Consider the following 15311-nt stretch of genomic DNA (forward strand, 5'->3'; position numbering starts at 1 on the left):
GTCCATGCAGGAGCGCGAGCCGACCACACCAGCGCCGGCCGCGCCCCTTCCGCCTGTCGTGGCACCGGCGACGACCCCGGCCAGCCGACCGCGCCGGGCCGTGCTGGCCGTGGCCCTCGTCCTCGTGGTCGTCGCGCTTCTGGCCACCGGCCTGACGGTGGTGTACGGGATCCAGCGCACGCCCGGGGGGGCCACCGCCCCCGCTGTGCCGACCGTGCCGGCGCCGACGGCGTCCCGACCGCCGGCCCTGCGCGACCTGATGCCGCCGACGGTCCGGGTCGGCTCGGCGGCGGACGGCCGGTGGGTGAGCCTGGACGCCGATTACGTCGAGCTGCTGGGCTCGGAGTTCGACGCGATCACCCCCGAGAACGCCATGAAGTGGGCCAACCTCGAGCCGTCGCCGGACGTGTACACGTGGGCGGGTGCCGATCAGCTGGTCGGCTTCGCCGAGCAGCATGACCAGTCGGTCTACGGCCACACGCTGCTGGGGCGCAGCGACGTACCCCGGTGGGTGGACCCGCAGTGGTCCGCGGAGCAGCTCCGAACGGTCCTGCGGGACCACGTGACCACCGTGGTGTCCCGCTACCGCGGTCGGGTCTGGGCGTGGGACGTGATCAACGAGGCGCTCGACGAGGACGGTTCGCTGCGCGACACGATGTGGCTGCGCAAGCTGGGCCCCGGCTACATTGCCGAGGTGTTCCGGTGGGCGCACGCGGCCGACCCTGGTGCGCGGCTGTTCATCAACGACTACGGCATCGAGGGCCGGACCCGCAAGGCCGATGGACTCCTGGACCTGGTACGGGAGCTGCGTCGCGCCGGTGTGCCGGTGGACGGGGTCGGGTTCCAGAGCCACCTGCGCTGGGACGAGCAGCCCCGCGACATGGTGGGCAACCTGCGACGCTTCGCGCGGTTGGGCGTCTCGGTGGCGATCACCGAACTCGACGTGCGCATCGCGCTGCCGGAGACCGCCGCGAAGCGGGATCGCCAGGCGGCGCTCTACCGGCAGGTGCTCCAGGCATGCCTCGCCGTGACCGCCTGCGTCTCATTCACCGTCTGGGGCTTCAGCGACGCCCGTAGCTGGATCCCGAGCTACCACCCGGGTTACGGTGCCGCCTGCATCTTCGACGCGGCCCTGGTCCCCAAACCGGCCCACGCCGCTCTCATGGACCAACTCCGCCGGCTCCCGTCACCCACCGGAGCCGGGCCAGGCCCGGGCTGAGCCCACCCCTCGGTGGCCGAAGGCGCCGGCCACCGACCCCCGAGCGTTGACGACATGCGTCGGTGAAAGGAAGATCGTGTCCGCGCACACCCAGTTCCTCACTGCTGTCACCCCACAGCAAGCACCGAGGTTCGACCCCGACCTGGGGGTGATCACGCCCCCCTCCAACGGCATGGCCCGATCCGTTTTCGCGCGTCCCGCGCCGCGGGCCAACTGGCGCCGACGGTACGTGGCCTGGCTGGTGCTCCTCGACGTGCTCGCCGCCCTGGCCGCCAGCCGAACGGTGATCGCCCTGCTCGACGAGGCCGATGCCGGCTTCTGGGACCAGCGGGTGCTGGGCAACGTCAGCTCCTTCACCCTGGTGACGAACATCGGTGTGCCGGTGGGGTGGCTGGTCCTGCTCGTCGCGGCCGGGGCGTACGACAGGCGGGCGCTCGGGCTGGGCACCGAGGAGCTGAAGCGGGTGGCGCGGGCGAACCTCGCGATGGCCGCCACGGTGTCCTTCCTGGCGCTCGGCTTCAAGAAGGACCTGTCCCGGGCGACGGTCGCCGCCATCATCATCTGCCTGCTGCTGTACACGCTTGTGGTGCGGTTCGCCGCCCGGGTGGTGCTGCGCCGCATCAGGCGTACCGGGCGGGCGGCGCAGAAGGTGCTGCTGGTCGGACGGCTCGCTGACGCGCTCGCCCTGCACGAGGTGGTGACCCGCAATTACGGTGCCGGGCTGCACCCGGTCGCCATCCACCTGCCCCGTCACCCGAGCCCGGGTGCGCGGGTGACGGCCCCGGTGCCGGTGTACGTGGGCTGGGACCTGGTCCCGCTGGTCCAGCAGCTGGGCGCCGACACCATCGCGGTGTGCGGCCCCGCCAGCCTGGAGTCGTACGAGCTGCGCAAGCTGGCCTGGCAGTTGGAGGGCACCGGCCTCAACCTCGTGGTGGTCCCGCAGGTCACCGACGTCACCGGTCCGCGCATCCACGTCCGGCCGATCGAGGGTCTGCCGCTGCTCAACGTGGACGAACCGACGATCTCGGGCCTGTCACTGCTGGCCAAGAACGTGCTCGACCGGGTCACCGCCCTGGTGGGCCTGGTCGTCCTGAGCCCGGTGCTGCTCGCCATCTCGGTGGCCATCAAGGCCAGCGGCCCGGGGCCGGTGATGTTCCGCCAGACCCGCATCGGCCACGAGGGCCGGGCGTTCAAGGTCTGGAAGTTCCGGACCATGTACCTGGACGCCGAGGAGCGGCTGGCGACCCTGCGGGACCGCAACGAGAGCGACGGGCTGCTCTTCAAGATGAAGGACGATCCCCGGGTCACCCCGATCGGCCGACACCTGCGGGCGCTCTCACTGGACGAGCTGCCCCAGCTCATCAACGTGCTGCTGGGGCAGATGTCGCTCGTGGGCCCGCGCCCGCTGCCCACCGAGGACGACGACTACCGCGGTGACGTACGCCGACGGCTGCTGGTGCGACCGGGCATCACCGGCCTCTGGCAGATCTCCGGTCGCTCCGACCTGACCTGGGACGACGCGGTCCGCCTGGATCTGCACTATGTGGACAACTGGTCGCTGCTGTACGACCTGGCCATCCTCTGGAAGACGGTGAGCGTGGTGCTGGCCCGCAGGGGCGCGTACTGACCGGGTGCCCGCACCCGCCCCACGGCGACGGGCGGCGGCCCCACGGCCACCGCCCGTCGAATACCCCGATCGGCCGGCCTGTCCCGCGCCGGCCGCCTGTCACTTCTTGGAGCCGAGGCTGACGATCTCCCGGACCGAGTCCCGCCGGACCGCGTCGTAGAACGTCTTGACCCGTGCCTTGTCCGCGAACACCACGCTCTCCGAGCCGACCTGACCGGTGCCCTTGGTGGGGCTGGTCAGGAACGTCATGTTGCCGCCCCGGACCCCGCGCAGTTGCGTCGCCATGTCCAGCAGGGACAGCTCCTTGTCCACCGATACCGAGTTCGAGGTGGCCTTCAGGAAGCTGTTGAGTTTGGCGGGGTTGGTGAGGATGCCGCCGGACGACGCCTTGTCGATGATCGCGCGGATCACCTGCTGCTGATGCCGGATCCGGGCGAAGTCGCCCTCCGCGAACTGCTTGCGCTGACGCGAGTAGTCCAGGGCGGCCTCACCGTCCATCCGCTGCACGCCCTGCTTGAACGTGCGAAACGGCGGATGGATCGAGGTGAAGCTCTTCTCCGAGTCGATGTCGACGCCGCCCAACGCGTCGATGATCTCCTTGAAGCCGGCAAAGTCGATCAGGGCCACATGGTCCACCCGGACCCCGGTGAACGACTCCACGGTCTGCACCATGAGCGGTACCCCACCCCAGGCGTAGGCCGCGTTGACCTTCGCGTCCCGTCCGCCGTGGTTGCCGTCCTTCGACTTCGGCACCGGCACCCAGGTGTCCCGGGGGATCGAGATCAGCTGTGCGCTCGACCGGTCCTTCGGCAGGTGGGCCAGGATGATCGTGTCGGTACGTGACCCGCTCGTCCGCTCCGGGTCACGGGAGTCACTGCCCAGGATCATGATGTTCGTGGCACCCGTGACGGCGGGCTGGGGACGGGACTCCTCGGGCACGCCGTCGAAGGCGTCGACCCGCTCGATGTCGGACTCGACCGAACGTAGGTAGAGCCCTCCGGCCACCGCGCCACCGGCGCCTAGCACCACAAGCACCAGCAGGCTGATCAGGATGATCCGCCGCCACCGGCGACGCGGCCGCGGACCGTCCGGCGTGGATCCCTCGGTGGGCTCCGGAGAGCCGGCGGTGCCGGTCGTCGGTTCCGTCCCGGGCTCCGAGGTCTGTTCACGATGTGGCATGGGCGCGATGCTACTGAAGCTGGTTCTCCGCCGCGTACCCTCGCCCACCGGGCCAGCCACGCCCACCACCGATGCCCCGGCGCCGGCATCGGCGTGGCATGGTGGCCGGGTGCGGTTGACCTCGATCCACACGTACCCCGTCAAGGGCTGTCACCGACTCGACCACGACGGCGCGTTCGTGCAGCCGTGGGGCCTGGCCGGCGACCGACGCTGGATGGTGGTCGACGCCGACGGCGTCGGCGTCACCCAGCGGGAGACCACCAGGCTGGTCGGCCTGCGCGCCACCGTGCGCCCGGGCGGCCTGGTGCTGCGCGCCGACGGGCAGCCCGACCTGGACGTGCCGGAGCCGGCCGGCGGCGTACCGGTGCCGGTGCGGACCTTCCGCAGCCGGACGATCCGGGTGCCCGCGCTGCCCGCCGGCCCGGCGGCCGACGCCTGGCTCGGCGCGCTCCTCGGCCGGCCGGTCCGACTGGTCTGGCTGGCCAGCCCGGCCCGGCACCTGGCCGCAGGCACGCGCGAGCACGACACCGGCGACCGGGTCAGCTTCGCCGACGCCTACCCGCTGCTGCTGACGAACGTCGCCTCCCTCGACGCGCTCAACGGCTGGCTCGCCGAGGCGGGGGAGGAGCCGGTGCCGATGACCCGGTTCCGGCCCAACCTGGTCGTCGACGGCGTGCCGGCCTGGGCGGAGGACGGCTGGGCCGGCAGGTCACTGCGCATCGGCGACCGGCGGCTGCGCGCCGCCGGGCCGTGCGACCGCTGCGTGGTCACCACGACCGACCAGGAAACCGGGGTACGCGGGAAGGAACCGCTGCGTACCCTCGGACGCCACCGCCACGTGGGCAAGAAGCTCCTCTTCGGACTGAACGTGGTGCCCCTCGACAGTGGTCCGTTGCGGGTCGACGACCCGGTCGTCATCGAACCCTGACCGGCCGGCTCAGCGAACAGGTGAGCACCCGTCACCGTCCGTCGATGCTGTCTTAGCTTTCGCTTATCCGGCTTGTCCGCTCACACGGGGTCCGGCAGCATCGCCGACGTGACGGACGGAAGCGCTCCCGGCGGCGTCGACAGCAGCAGCGACGTCAGAGGTGTGGACGTCAGGGGCGTCGACATCGACCTCGACCTCGACCGTGCTCCGCAGGAGCGGCCCGCGTCCCCGTCCGGCCCGCTGCCCTGGCTGGTCGCCACCGGCGTCACAGTGCTCGCGGCGGCGCTCGGGCTGACCCTGGCCCTGCGGTCCGGCTCCGCCCCGGCCTGCGCGGCCGGGCGGACGCTCGCCGCCGCGCCACCCACCGGCACCGCCACCCACAGCGGCAAGGCGACCTTCTACGACTCGAAGGGCGCCGGCGGTAACTGCTCGAACCCCGCGGCGCCGGCCAACCGGCTCTACGTGGCGCTCGGCCCCACCGAGTACGCTGCCGGCGCCGCCTGCGGCGGCTTCCTCGACGTCACCGGCCCGAAGGGCGCCGTCCGGGTCCTGATCATGGATCAGTGCCCGGAGTGCGAGCCGGGGCACCTCGACCTGTCCCGAGAAGCGTTCGCCCGGATCGCCGACCCGGTCCAGGGCCTCGTCCAGGTCACCTACCGTGCGGTGGTCAACCCTCCGCTGCCCGGCCCGCTGACCTTCCGGATCAAGGAGGGCGCGTCGCAGTTCTGGTTCGCCGTGCGGGTCGGCAACCACGGCAACCCACTGCGCGCCGTCGAGGTGCGCAAGGACGACGACGGGCCGTGGCGCGCCACCGCCCGACAGGACTACAACTACTGGCTGCTGGCCTCCGGCGCGGGTCCCGGCCCGTACAGCGTTCGGGTCACCGACGTGTACGGACACCGGGTCACCGTCTCCGGCATCCGCATGACGCCCGGCCAGGTCCAGAACAGTGTGGTGCGGATGTACGAGCGGGGCGTCGTGGCGAAGATCCCGCGCCCGTCCGCCACGGCCCACCCGCCGAAGGCCCGACCCGGCGGTACGCCGACACCGGCGCGCCGCCCGGCCGAGGTGGCGAAGGCCAACGCCCCGGCCACCCCGGCCGCCGAGGGACCCTCCACCCGACCGGCCGGGGCAACCGCCCGCTGGTGCGGCTGATCTGTCGGTGTCGGTGTGGTGTGGCCGCCGGCCTGGTGTGTTCGATCTGTCAGTCGGTTGGTGTCAGGTCGAGCCACATGAGGATCTCGTCGCGGTCGTCGCCCGGCGCCACCCGCAGCGCTCCCGGCAGCCGGCCGATCTCCCGGTACCCGAGACGGCGGTAGAACCCGTCCAGCCCCAACCCGTCGCGCACCGTCACGTGCAGCGCCTCGTGGCCCCACGCGCGACCCAGCCGGGCGGCCTCGCGCATGAGCGCCGACCCGTGGCCCGCACCCTGGGTGTCCGGGTGGACCATCACCCGCTTCAGCACACACCAGTGCGCCTTGAGGCCGAACCGGTTGTCAGAGAAGACCAGCACCGCAACGGGCCGCCCGTCGTCGTACCCGACCAGCAGCCGGTCCGGCCCGTCGGCGATGCCCGCGAATGTCGGGTCGGCGATCGTACGGACATCGGTGGCGGTGACCGGGGGGACGAAGCCGACAGCGCCACCGGCGTTGCTGACGTCCACCCAGAGGGCGACGATCTCGGCGCGCAGCCGTGGGGTCAGCTCGGGATCGAGGACGAAGCGCAGAGTCACGGCGCCATCCTGGCTGCTCGACCAGGCTCATGGCCCGCGACCGTGACGCGTTCGACAGCGGGCCCCGCGTACGAAACCTGTGTTGAATTGTGCGGGAGAGGGGATTCGAACCCCTACGCCCTTTCGGACAATAGGACCTAAACCTATCGCGGCTGCCGTTACGCCACTCCCGCCAACTCGCTGAGTCTAGAGCGTCTGGCTTCGACGGTGTTGAGCCCCGCCTCCCTGAGGATTGTGGAGATCGTGCCGTGGCCCACCGTGCACTGCCCGTCGGGCAGGCGCATCACCTCGGTGATGTTGCGCGCAACGGCGGCTGCCTGCGCCGGCGCCTCGGGCGTGTACTTGTATCGAACCATTGACGCACGGTAACGAGACCGTACGACAGGGTCAGTCCAGGCCGAGGTCGCGGCGGAGTTTGGCGACGTGCCCGGTGGCCTTGACGTTGTAGAGCGCGCGTTCGATCTTGCCGTCGGGGTCGATGACGAAGGTCGAGCGGATCACGCCGGTCACGGTCTTGCCGTACAGCTGCTTCTCGCCGTACGCGCCGTACGCGGTCAGCACCGCCCTGTCCGTGTCCGACACGAGCGGGAAGGTGATGGCGTCGCGGTCGCGGAACTTCGCCAGCTTCTCCGGCTTGTCGGGTGAGATGCCGACCACCTCGTAGCCGGCCGCCTGGAGCGAGGCGAGCGAGTCGCGGAAGTCGCACGCCTGCTTGGTGCAGCCGGGGGTCATCGCCGCCGGGTAGGCGTACAGGACCACCTTGCGGCCGCGCAGGTCGGCCAGGGAGAGCTGGTCGCCGGTGTCGGTGGGGAGGGTGAAATCGGGTGCGGGGTCACCGGGGGAGAGGCGGTCGGGCGCGGTCATGGCCCGACCCTACCGCCGGGCGTGCCGGTGTCGGCGTCGGCGGCGCGCCAGCCCGTTGATCAACTCGCCTTCCGTGAAATCGGGGTGTCCCCGAGCCGCGGACACCCCGGTTTCCAGGAAAGCGAGTCGATCAAGCGACCGAGCCGGCGCCGCGAAGGTGATCAAGGCCATGCGTTGTTGCCAGAGTCTGGCAACAACAAGTCTTAGGAAATAGGCTGACCCCGCCGGTCCCGGAAAGGGTCCGCTGACGCGTGGGAGGTCGCGTGGAGACACTGGCGATGCACATCTCGAACGGGATCATCGACGGTCCCGTCGCGGCGGTCTTCGCGGCCCTGGCGCTCGCCGCGCTCACCGCTTGCGTGCTGCGCGGCCGGCGGGACCTGGACGACCGGCTCGCCCCGATGGCCGGCCTGGTCGCGGCGTTCATCTTCGCCGTCCAGATGCTCAACTTTCCGATCTTCACGGCCGGTGTGAGCGGTCACCTGCTCGGTGGCGCGCTCGCCGCGATGCTTGTCGGGCCGTGGGTCGGCGCGCTCTGCGTGGCCGTGGTGCTCGTCGTGCAGGCGCTGATCTTCGGTGACGGTGGTGTGGCGATGCTCGGCCTGAACATCACCAACATGGCGCTGATCGGCACCGCCGCCGCGTACCTGCTGATCGCCGTGCTGTTGCGGGTGCTGCCGCGCACGCGCGCCGGCCTGGCCGTCACGGCGTTCGTCGCGGCGCTTCTCAGCGTGGTGGTCGCGTCCCAGGGGTTCGTCGTCGAGTACTGGCTGGGTGGCACCACCGACCTGGGCGGCAACCTCGCCGGCCTGGCCGGCACGATGGCCGGCGTGCACCTGCTGATCGGCATCGGTGAGGGCCTGATCACCGCGACCACGGTGCTCACCGTCGCGAAGGTGCGCCCCGACCTGGTGTACGCGCTGCGCGCGCTGCCCACTCCCGCCACCCCTGCCGTCGAGGTCTCCGGAGGTGTCCGATGAAGAACCGAACCTGGGCGTTCCTGGCCGGCGGTCTGCTGGTCGCCCTGCTGCTCGCCGGTGTCGTCAGCAACTACGCCTCGTCGCACCCGGACGGCCTGGACTCGTCCCTGCTCAAGGGCTGCACCGTCGACGCCGACGACAACATCGTCGGTGGCAGTTGCCCGGCGCAGCAGGCCCGCGACCACGAACTGGGGGACAGCCCGCTCGCCGACTACGGCGTGCGGGGCATCGAGAACAGCTTCGTCTCGACAGGTCTCTCCGGTGTGCTCGGGGTGCTGGTGACCTTCGCGATCGGCGGCGGCGCCTTCTGGCTGCTGCGCCGCCGGGGCGACGCGTCGACCACTGGCGACGACACGGCCGACGGCACGTCGAGCACCGGCGACGCGACGGCCGCCGAGGGCGCGACCGGCGACGCGGTCACCGCCGCGCGCCACACCAGCTGAGCAGGGGGTACGTCGATGGGTGCCGGTCACGGGCACGTGCTGTACCGCGAGTCGACCTCGCCTGTGCACCGGCTCCCGCCCGAGGTCAAGATCGTGGCGATGGTGGTCTTCACGATCGCCGTGGTGGCCACCCCGCGCGAGGCGTTCTGGGCCTTCGGGGCGTACGCCCTGCTGGTGGCGGCGGTGGCGGCGCTGGCCCGGGTGGCGCCGCGCTGGCTGCTCAGCCGGGCGTTGATCGAGCTGCCGTTCGTGCTGTTCGCGGTGGCGCTGCCGTTCCTGGGCGCCGGCGACCGGGTCGAGGTGCTGGGACTGCGGCTGTCCGAGGACGGCCTGCACGGCGCGTGGAACATCCTGGCCAAGGGCACCCTCGGTGTGCTCGCCTCGCTGCTGCTCGCGGCGACCACCACCACCCGGGACCTGATCGTGGGGTTGGACCGGCTGCACTGTCCGCAGGTGCTCACCCAGATCGCCACGTTCATGCTGCGCTACCTGGACGTGCTGGTCGGCGAGGCGCGACGGATGCGGGTGGCGCGGATCTCCCGGGGCGACGACCCACGCTTCCTGTGGCAGCTGCGCGGCTTCGCCGCCGGCATCGGGGCGCTGTTCCTGCGCGCCTTCGAGCGCGGCGAGCGGGTGTACCTGGCGATGCTGTCGCGGGGCTACACGGGGCGGATGCCCGCCGTGTGGCAGGGCGACGGCGCGGCGACCGCCGGTCAGTGGTTGGTCGCGGCGACCGTGCCGGTGGTGGCGGCCTCCATCGCCGCGGCCGCCGTCGTGCTGACATGATCGGTGTCGTGCAGACCGCTCTCTCGCTGGACGTTCGTGGCGTCCGGTACGCGTACCCGGACGGGCACGTGGCCCTGCACGGGGTGGACCTGACGGTGCCGCGCGGTGACCGGGTGGCACTGCTGGGGCCCAACGGCGCCGGTAAGACGACTCTTGTGCTGCACCTGAACGGCATCCTCACCCCGACCGAGGGCAGCGTGCACGTCGGCGGGCTGACCGTCACGCCGGACCGGGCCACCCTGGCCGAGGTGCGCCGCCGCGTGGGCATCGTCTTCCAGGATCCGGACGACCAGCTGTTCCTGCCCACCGTGGCGGAGGATGTCGCGTTCGGGCCGGCCAACCTGGGCCTGCGCGGCGCCGAGCTGGCCGCCCGGGTGGACGAGGCGCTGGCCGCCGTCGGGATGAGCGAGCATCGGGCCCGGGCGCCGCAGCACCTCTCGTTCGGGCAGCGACGGCGGGTGGCGGTGGCGACGGTGCTGGCCATGCACCCGGAGATCCTGGTGCTGGACGAGCCGTCGTCGAACCTGGACCCGGCGGCCCGGCGCGAGCTGGCCGAGATCCTGCGCGGCCTGCCGGTGACCCTGCTCATGGTCACCCACGACCTGCCGTACGCGGCGGAGCTGTGCGAACGTTCGGTGATCCTGGACGGCGGCCGGATCGTCGCCGACGCCCCCACCCTCGACCTGCTGGGCGACGAGCCCCTGCTGGCACGCCACCGTCTCGAACTCCCCTACGGCTTCACTCCCCGGCCGTAACGCCCCGCTGGTGCTGTGGCGGCGCGGGAGGCGGCGTGCAGGCGGAGGACCCCGGCCGCTGTCGCGCCGACGCCGGTGATCAGGACCGCGGCCACCATGACGCGGGCGACCCCGGCTGACCACGGCACTCCGACGACCGACCGGGTGAACACCGACGCGTTCGCCACGCCCGCGAAGAGGGCCAGGCAGGCGCCGGCCAGCGCCACCGCGAAGTCGGCGGCCGGGCGGCGGGCCAGCGCGTAACCACCGGCGGCGAGCGCGCCCAGGCCGGTGAGCAGCGCCCAGACCTGACCACCCAGCAGCCCGGCGAGCACCCCGCCGACGCCCCGGGCGCCGGCGTCCAGTTCCCGCCCCACCGGGTAGAGCACGGCGACCGCGCCGCCGACGAGCAGCAGCACGCCCACCGCGGACAATGCCCGGGCGCCGGCCGTGGAGGTGGCGGCGAGCAGCCCGAGCGCGCCCACCGCGAGCAGGCCGACGATTGTCACGGTCCACCAGGTGTACGCGTCCGGAGGCGGTACCCAGTCCAGCGTGCCGGTGATCTGCGCGGGGTCTGCGCCGTCGCGCAGCGGGATCGTCCAGTCCCGCACCCGGTGCGTACGCTCCGGCGCGAGGCGTGCCGCGTCGGGTGGCGCCGACTCCTGCCACAGGGCGCGCTGGTCGTGCCAGCGCACGGTGACCCCGTCGTCGACGCGCCGCCAGGACGGCGGGGCGGCCGGGTCCGCGTCGGCCGGCAGCGCGGTGTCCCCGGCGAGGGTGCGGTTGAGGTAGGTGGCGGGGGACCGGCTGTTCTCGTACACGCCGTCCGGGCCGACGCGCAGGTAGGGCTCACCGGAGTAGCCGATCACCTCGATCGCACGGCCGGTGCGGTTGGTCAGCTCCAGCCGGGCGCCCGCCTCGATCGCCCGTACCGTCAGGCCGGGCCGGGCCGGCGTGACGCCTGTGACGCCTGTGCGGTAGTCGGTGCCGTCCGGCGCGTCCGCGCCGTGCGCGGCGGCGGGCGCCGCGGTGAGCAGCGTCGCCGCGCAGGCGGTGGCGGCGATCAGGGTGGCGCGCGCCAGCAGCGTACGGATCACCTGCCGGCCGCCGCCACGGCTGCGGTGAGGCCCTGCGGGCTGCGGTCGGCGAGGGGCTGGCCGTTGACCAGGACTGTGGGCGTGCCGGTGACCTCGCTGCGGCCGGCCTCGTCGGTGACGTGCTCGGTCCACGTCTTGTACGTGCCGTCGGAGACGCAGCCTCCGAAGGAGCCCCGGTCCAGTCCCACGCCGACGCCGATGTCGATCAGCTCGTCGTTGCCGAGCCCGGCGCTGCCCTCGGGTGGCTGCTTGGCGAAGAGCGCCTTGGCGTACTCGCGGAACTTGCCGCCGGCCGCCGCGCAGCCGGAGGCGGCGGAGGAGCGCGTCGAGTACTCGGTCGTGGAGAAGCGGTTGAGGAACGCGACGGGGTGGTAGACGACCTTCGCCTTGTTGTCGGACACCAGCTGCTCCAGCGTCGCGCCGGTGCTCTGCTCGAACTGCTTGCAGACCGGGCAGAGGAAGTCCTCGTAGACGTCGACGGTGACCGGCCCGCCCCCGGTGACGATGCCGGTGCCGGGCCCGTTGGCGCCGGGCGGGGTGGTGAAGCTGTCCGAGCGTTGGCTGGACCAGACGCTCCAGCCGATCAGGCCGGCGATGACCAGCACGGCGACGGCGGCGGCGGAGACCCAGAGCGTGCGGCGGCGGCGTCGTTCGCGGGCCAGTTGCTCGCGGACCACGCGGGCCGCGTCCCGCTGCCCCTTGCGACTACTCATCCTCGTCCTCCACGGCGGGTTCGGCGGACAGCCACCCGTCCACCGAGACGGGCGTACGCGGCCAGATCACCAGAAATCCGGCCAGCCCCAAGAATCCCAGGTCCCGCAGGATCTCCGGGAGGTAACTCGGGGCCTGTCCCTCGGCGAGCTGCCCGCCGCTGCCGAAGCAGCCGCAGTCGATGGCCAGGCCACGCGCCCAGGCCGAGGAGATCCCCGCGATGAAGACCAGCAGCAGCGCCACGGAGACGGCCGCGCTGAGCCGGGTGGCCAGCCCGAGCAGCAGCAGCACGCCCAGGGCCAGCTCGACGAAGGGCAGCGCGGCGCCGACCACTGTCGCCACGTCGTAGGGCAGCACCTGGTAGGCGTTCACGGCCCGGCCGGAGGCGGCCAGGTCGCCGACCTTCGACGCCCCGGCGACCAACCAGACGGCGGCGAGGCCGAGGCGGGCCGCCGTGCTGAGCCAGGGCCGGACGGCCGCCCAACGGCCGGCCCGGGTGGGGGGTGCGGTCACGTTCATTTGTCGTCCCGTCGGTGCCGGAAGTTCCGGCTCAACCGGTCTGGGCGTCGCCGACGGCCTCGACCAGCTCGTCGCGGGCTCGGGCGACCCGGGAGCGGATGGTGCCCACCGGCACCCCCTCGACGGCGGCGGCCTCGGCGTACGACAGGCCGAGCAGTTGGGTGAGCACGAACGCCGCGCGTCGCTCGGGGCTCAGCCGACGCACGAGGTCGGTGGTCCCGAGCTGCCCGGCCGGGTCGGGGTGTGGACGGTCGGTGTACGCGTTCGCGGCCAGCCGCTCGTCGAGACGACGACGCCGGATCACCGTCCGCAGGTGGTCGGCGCAGGCCCGTCGGGCGATGCCGAGCAGCCACGTGCGGACGCTGGAGCGGCCCTCGAACGCCGGGAGGGCCCGAAACGCCCGCAGGTACGTCTCCTGGGTGAGGTCGTCGGCGCTGTCCGGGCCCACCAGGGCGGCGACGAAGCGCCACACCTCGGCCTGCGTCAGGCGGACGAACACGGCCTGGGCTGCGGGGTCGCCGTCGCGCGCGGTCAGGGCAGACTCGGTCGCCGGGTCCCGTGCGACGTCATCTGTCGCGCCGGCGGCTGCGGAGTCACGCGGGACGGGGATCACGACAGACCAGGTTACGCGCCGCCGGGGATGGCGTCAGGATTCTTCGCCGCTTGGATGGTCTGCACCACGTCGGGAACTTTTTCCCGCCGCCGTTCGACTACCTGCTCATGACACGCGACCCCTCGTGCGCGGCGCTGGCGGCTGGCCAGAGGTGAGCCGTTCCTCCGCCTCGGGTCGCCGACTGACAGGTCCGTCGGCGACCATGGCCGGCATGACTGTCGCACCCCGCCGCTGGATCGCCCGGCTGGCTGCCGCCGCCGGCCTCCTGGTCACCGTCGTCGCCCTGTTGATCGCGCCCGCCACCCCGGCCAGCGCCCACGCGGTGCTGTCGAGCACCAGCCCGGCCGCCTCGTCGGTGGTGCCGAGCGGGCCGGGCGAGGTGGTGCTCACGTTCAGCGAGTCGGTCCGCAAGGTCCCCGACAAGGTCCGGGTCATCGGGCCGGACGGCTCCCGGGCCGACCGCGGTGAGCCGTCCTTCGACGGCGCCAAGGTCACCATTCCGGTGGATCCGGCCGGTCAGCGCGGCACGTACCTGGTGACATTCCGGGTGATCTCCGCCGACAGTCACCCGGTCTCCGGCGCGTTCACCTACTCGGTGGGGGCGCCCTCGACGCCGCCTGTCGATTCCGGCAACGACAGCCGCGCCGACCCGGTGGTGGAGAACGCCGTGAAGGTGGCGCGCTTCCTCGGCTACGGCGGTCTGGTGTTGCTGGTCGGGCCGGCGCTGGTGCTCGCCGCACTGTGGCCGCGTCGGCTTCCCCGGCGGGGTCCGGCCCGGCTGGCCTGGACCGGCCTTGGCCTGGTGGCCTTCGCCACCCTCGCCGACCTGTGGTTGCAGGTGCCCTACACCGCCGGTGGTGGCCTCTTCGAGGTGACCGGCGAGGGGTTCGGCAGCGTGTTCGGCAGTGCCTTCGGCGCCGCCCACCTGGTCCGGCTCGGCCTGCTCGCGGCCTCGGCGTTCCTGCTGCGGCCGCTGCTGACCCGGCCGGCCGGTCGTACCGACGCGATCATCCTGGCCGTGCTCGGCGTGGCGGCCCTGCTGACCTGGCCGCTGGCCGGGCACCCGGCGGCCTCCCCGGCGCCGGCGGTCTCCGTGGTCGTCGACGCGGTGCACCTGGGCAGCATGGCGGTCTGGCTGGGCGGCCTGCTGATGCTCGCCGTCTTCCTGCTGCGTCAGGCCGACGAGCGGGAGTTGGGCGCGATCCTGCCGATCTGGTCGCGCTGGGCGGCGCTGGCCGTCTCGGCCCTGCTGTTGGCCGGCACCGTCCAGGCGCTGATCGAGGTGGCCACCCCGGATGCCCTGTTCACCACCACGTACGGGCAACTGCTGCTTGCCAAGATCGCGCTGTTCGCGATCGTGATCGGCGTGGCCGCGTACTCCCGGCAGTTGGTCCGTCGGCGCACGGCGGCGCAGCAACCGACGCGGGTGCGCCGGGCGGTCCTGGTGGAGTTGGCCGTGACCGTGGTGGTGCTGGGGCTGTCGGCGACGCTTGTGCAGACCACGCCCGCCCGTACCGCCGTGGCCGGCCCGTCCGGCACCGAGTCGGGGCTTTTCTCCACCACCCTGACCAGCTCGCTCTTCACCCTCCAGGTCGAGCTGGATCCGGCGCGGCGGGGCAACAACTCGGTGCACCTGTACGCGTACGGCAAGGACAACCAGCCGCTGCCGGTGGCGGAGTGGCGGGCGACCGCCGCGCTGCCCTCGGCCGGGATCGAGCCGATCGAGCTGCCGCTGCTGCCGTTGACCGACAGCCACTCCTACGGCGACGTCAGCCTGCCGGCCGCCGGCGACTGGCAGTTGAAGATCACCGTTCGCACGTCCGACATCGACCAGGCCACGGTGACCGCCACCGTGCCCATCCGTTAGAGAGGTTCCCCA

General features: G+C 72.5%; 17 protein-coding genes and 1 tRNA gene. 9 read left to right on the forward strand and 9 right to left on the reverse strand.

Going from position 1 to position 15311, the window contains the following annotated elements:
- Positions 1-4 precede the first annotated feature (4 nt).
- The gene (locus AB0K10_RS02195) at positions 5-1219 is read left to right on the forward strand and encodes an endo-1,4-beta-xylanase (protein WP_363679562.1); all 1215 of its coding nucleotides are present in this window, start codon (positions 5-7) and stop codon (positions 1217-1219) included.
- A gap of 172 nt (positions 1220-1391) precedes the next feature.
- Positions 1392-2846: a sugar transferase gene (locus tag AB0K10_RS02200; RefSeq protein ID WP_363679564.1), complete on the forward strand. Its 1455-nt coding sequence runs from the start codon at positions 1392-1394 to the stop codon at positions 2844-2846.
- Between the two features lie 99 nt (positions 2847-2945).
- Here the strand turns inward: AB0K10_RS02200 and AB0K10_RS02205 are convergent, their stop codons facing one another.
- Positions 2946-4025 carry an LCP family protein gene (locus AB0K10_RS02205; protein ID WP_363679078.1) on the reverse strand — a complete coding sequence of 360 codons (1080 nt, stop codon included), beginning with the start codon at positions 4023-4025 and terminating at the stop codon, positions 2946-2948.
- Between the two features lie 109 nt (positions 4026-4134).
- Between AB0K10_RS02205 and AB0K10_RS02210 the strand changes: the two genes are divergently transcribed.
- Both AB0K10_RS02210 and AB0K10_RS02215 read left to right on the forward strand, forming a co-directional pair.
- A complete protein-coding gene (locus AB0K10_RS02210) occupies positions 4135-4953 on the forward strand; it encodes an MOSC N-terminal beta barrel domain-containing protein (protein ID WP_363679080.1) in 819 nt (272 codons plus the stop codon).
- Positions 4954-5061: 108 nt separating this feature from the next.
- A complete protein-coding gene (locus AB0K10_RS02215; RefSeq protein ID WP_363679082.1) occupies positions 5062-6108 on the forward strand; it encodes an expansin EXLX1 family cellulose-binding protein in 1047 nt (348 codons plus the stop codon).
- Positions 6109-6157: 49 nt separating this feature from the next.
- Here the strand turns inward: AB0K10_RS02215 and AB0K10_RS02220 are convergent, their stop codons facing one another.
- The 4 genes from AB0K10_RS02220 to bcp all read right to left on the reverse strand — a co-directional run bounded on the left by AB0K10_RS02220 (position 6158) and on the right by bcp (position 7549).
- Positions 6158-6685, reverse strand: coding sequence for a GNAT family N-acetyltransferase (locus tag AB0K10_RS02220; RefSeq protein WP_363679084.1), 528 nt, complete (start codon positions 6683-6685; stop codon positions 6158-6160).
- Positions 6686-6775: 90 nt separating this feature from the next.
- Positions 6776-6858 (reverse strand) — tRNA-Leu (locus AB0K10_RS02225).
- Complete coding sequence (locus AB0K10_RS02230) at positions 6844-7041, reverse strand: hypothetical protein (protein WP_363679086.1); 198 nt, start codon at positions 7039-7041, stop codon at positions 6844-6846. The genes AB0K10_RS02225 and AB0K10_RS02230 overlap by 15 nt, the downstream gene beginning before the upstream one ends.
- 31 nt (positions 7042-7072) lie before the next feature.
- Complete coding sequence (bcp, locus tag AB0K10_RS02235; RefSeq protein ID WP_363679088.1) at positions 7073-7549, reverse strand: thioredoxin-dependent thiol peroxidase; 477 nt, start codon at positions 7547-7549, stop codon at positions 7073-7075.
- 263 nt (positions 7550-7812) lie between these two features.
- Here bcp and AB0K10_RS02240 point away from each other — a divergent pair, with 263 nt between their 5' ends.
- From AB0K10_RS02240 to AB0K10_RS02255, 4 genes are read left to right on the forward strand one after another with little or no spacing between them, the layout of a single operon-like run.
- A complete protein-coding gene (locus AB0K10_RS02240) occupies positions 7813-8529 on the forward strand; it encodes an energy-coupling factor ABC transporter permease (protein ID WP_363679090.1) in 717 nt (238 codons plus the stop codon).
- Positions 8526-8972 carry a PDGLE domain-containing protein gene (locus AB0K10_RS02245; RefSeq protein WP_363679092.1) on the forward strand — a complete coding sequence of 149 codons (447 nt, stop codon included), beginning with the start codon at positions 8526-8528 and terminating at the stop codon, positions 8970-8972. Before AB0K10_RS02240 ends, AB0K10_RS02245 begins: the two co-directional genes overlap by 4 nt.
- A gap of 15 nt (positions 8973-8987) precedes the next feature.
- Positions 8988-9758: a cobalt ECF transporter T component CbiQ gene (gene cbiQ / locus AB0K10_RS02250; RefSeq protein ID WP_363679094.1), complete on the forward strand. Its 771-nt coding sequence runs from the start codon at positions 8988-8990 to the stop codon at positions 9756-9758.
- The gene (locus AB0K10_RS02255; protein WP_363679096.1) at positions 9755-10513 is read left to right on the forward strand and encodes an ABC transporter ATP-binding protein; all 759 of its coding nucleotides are present in this window, start codon (positions 9755-9757) and stop codon (positions 10511-10513) included. The genes cbiQ and AB0K10_RS02255 overlap by 4 nt, the downstream gene beginning before the upstream one ends.
- Here the strand turns inward: AB0K10_RS02255 and AB0K10_RS02260 are convergent.
- Genes AB0K10_RS02260 through AB0K10_RS02275 form a run of 4 tightly spaced genes read right to left on the reverse strand, consistent with a single transcriptional unit; the run spans position 10489 to position 13432 of the window.
- Positions 10489-11589 (reverse strand): hypothetical protein, encoded by a 1101-nt coding sequence (locus AB0K10_RS02260; RefSeq protein WP_363679098.1) that lies wholly within the window; start codon positions 11587-11589, stop codon positions 10489-10491. The genes AB0K10_RS02255 and AB0K10_RS02260 overlap by 25 nt on opposite strands.
- Positions 11586-12302: a thioredoxin domain-containing protein gene (locus AB0K10_RS02265; RefSeq protein ID WP_363679100.1), complete on the reverse strand. Its 717-nt coding sequence runs from the start codon at positions 12300-12302 to the stop codon at positions 11586-11588. Before AB0K10_RS02265 ends, AB0K10_RS02260 begins: the two co-directional genes overlap by 4 nt.
- Positions 12295-12819: a MauE/DoxX family redox-associated membrane protein gene (locus AB0K10_RS02270; protein WP_363679102.1), complete on the reverse strand. Its 525-nt coding sequence runs from the start codon at positions 12817-12819 to the stop codon at positions 12295-12297. Before AB0K10_RS02270 ends, AB0K10_RS02265 begins: the two co-directional genes overlap by 8 nt.
- Before the next feature lie 31 nt (positions 12820-12850).
- On the reverse strand, positions 12851-13432 hold the full coding sequence (locus AB0K10_RS02275; RefSeq protein WP_363679104.1) for a sigma-70 family RNA polymerase sigma factor: 582 nt from the start codon (positions 13430-13432) through the stop codon (positions 12851-12853).
- A 202-nt stretch (positions 13433-13634) separates the two neighbouring features.
- Between AB0K10_RS02275 and AB0K10_RS02280 the strand changes: the two genes are divergently transcribed.
- Positions 13635-15299 (forward strand): copper resistance protein CopC, encoded by a 1665-nt coding sequence (locus AB0K10_RS02280; protein ID WP_363679566.1) that lies wholly within the window; start codon positions 13635-13637, stop codon positions 15297-15299.
- The last annotated feature ends 12 nt before the right edge of the window (positions 15300-15311 follow it).

The sequence above is a fragment of the Micromonospora sp. NPDC049274 genome (assembly GCF_040678875.1).
Lineage (GTDB): Bacteria > Actinomycetota > Actinomycetes > Mycobacteriales > Micromonosporaceae > Micromonospora.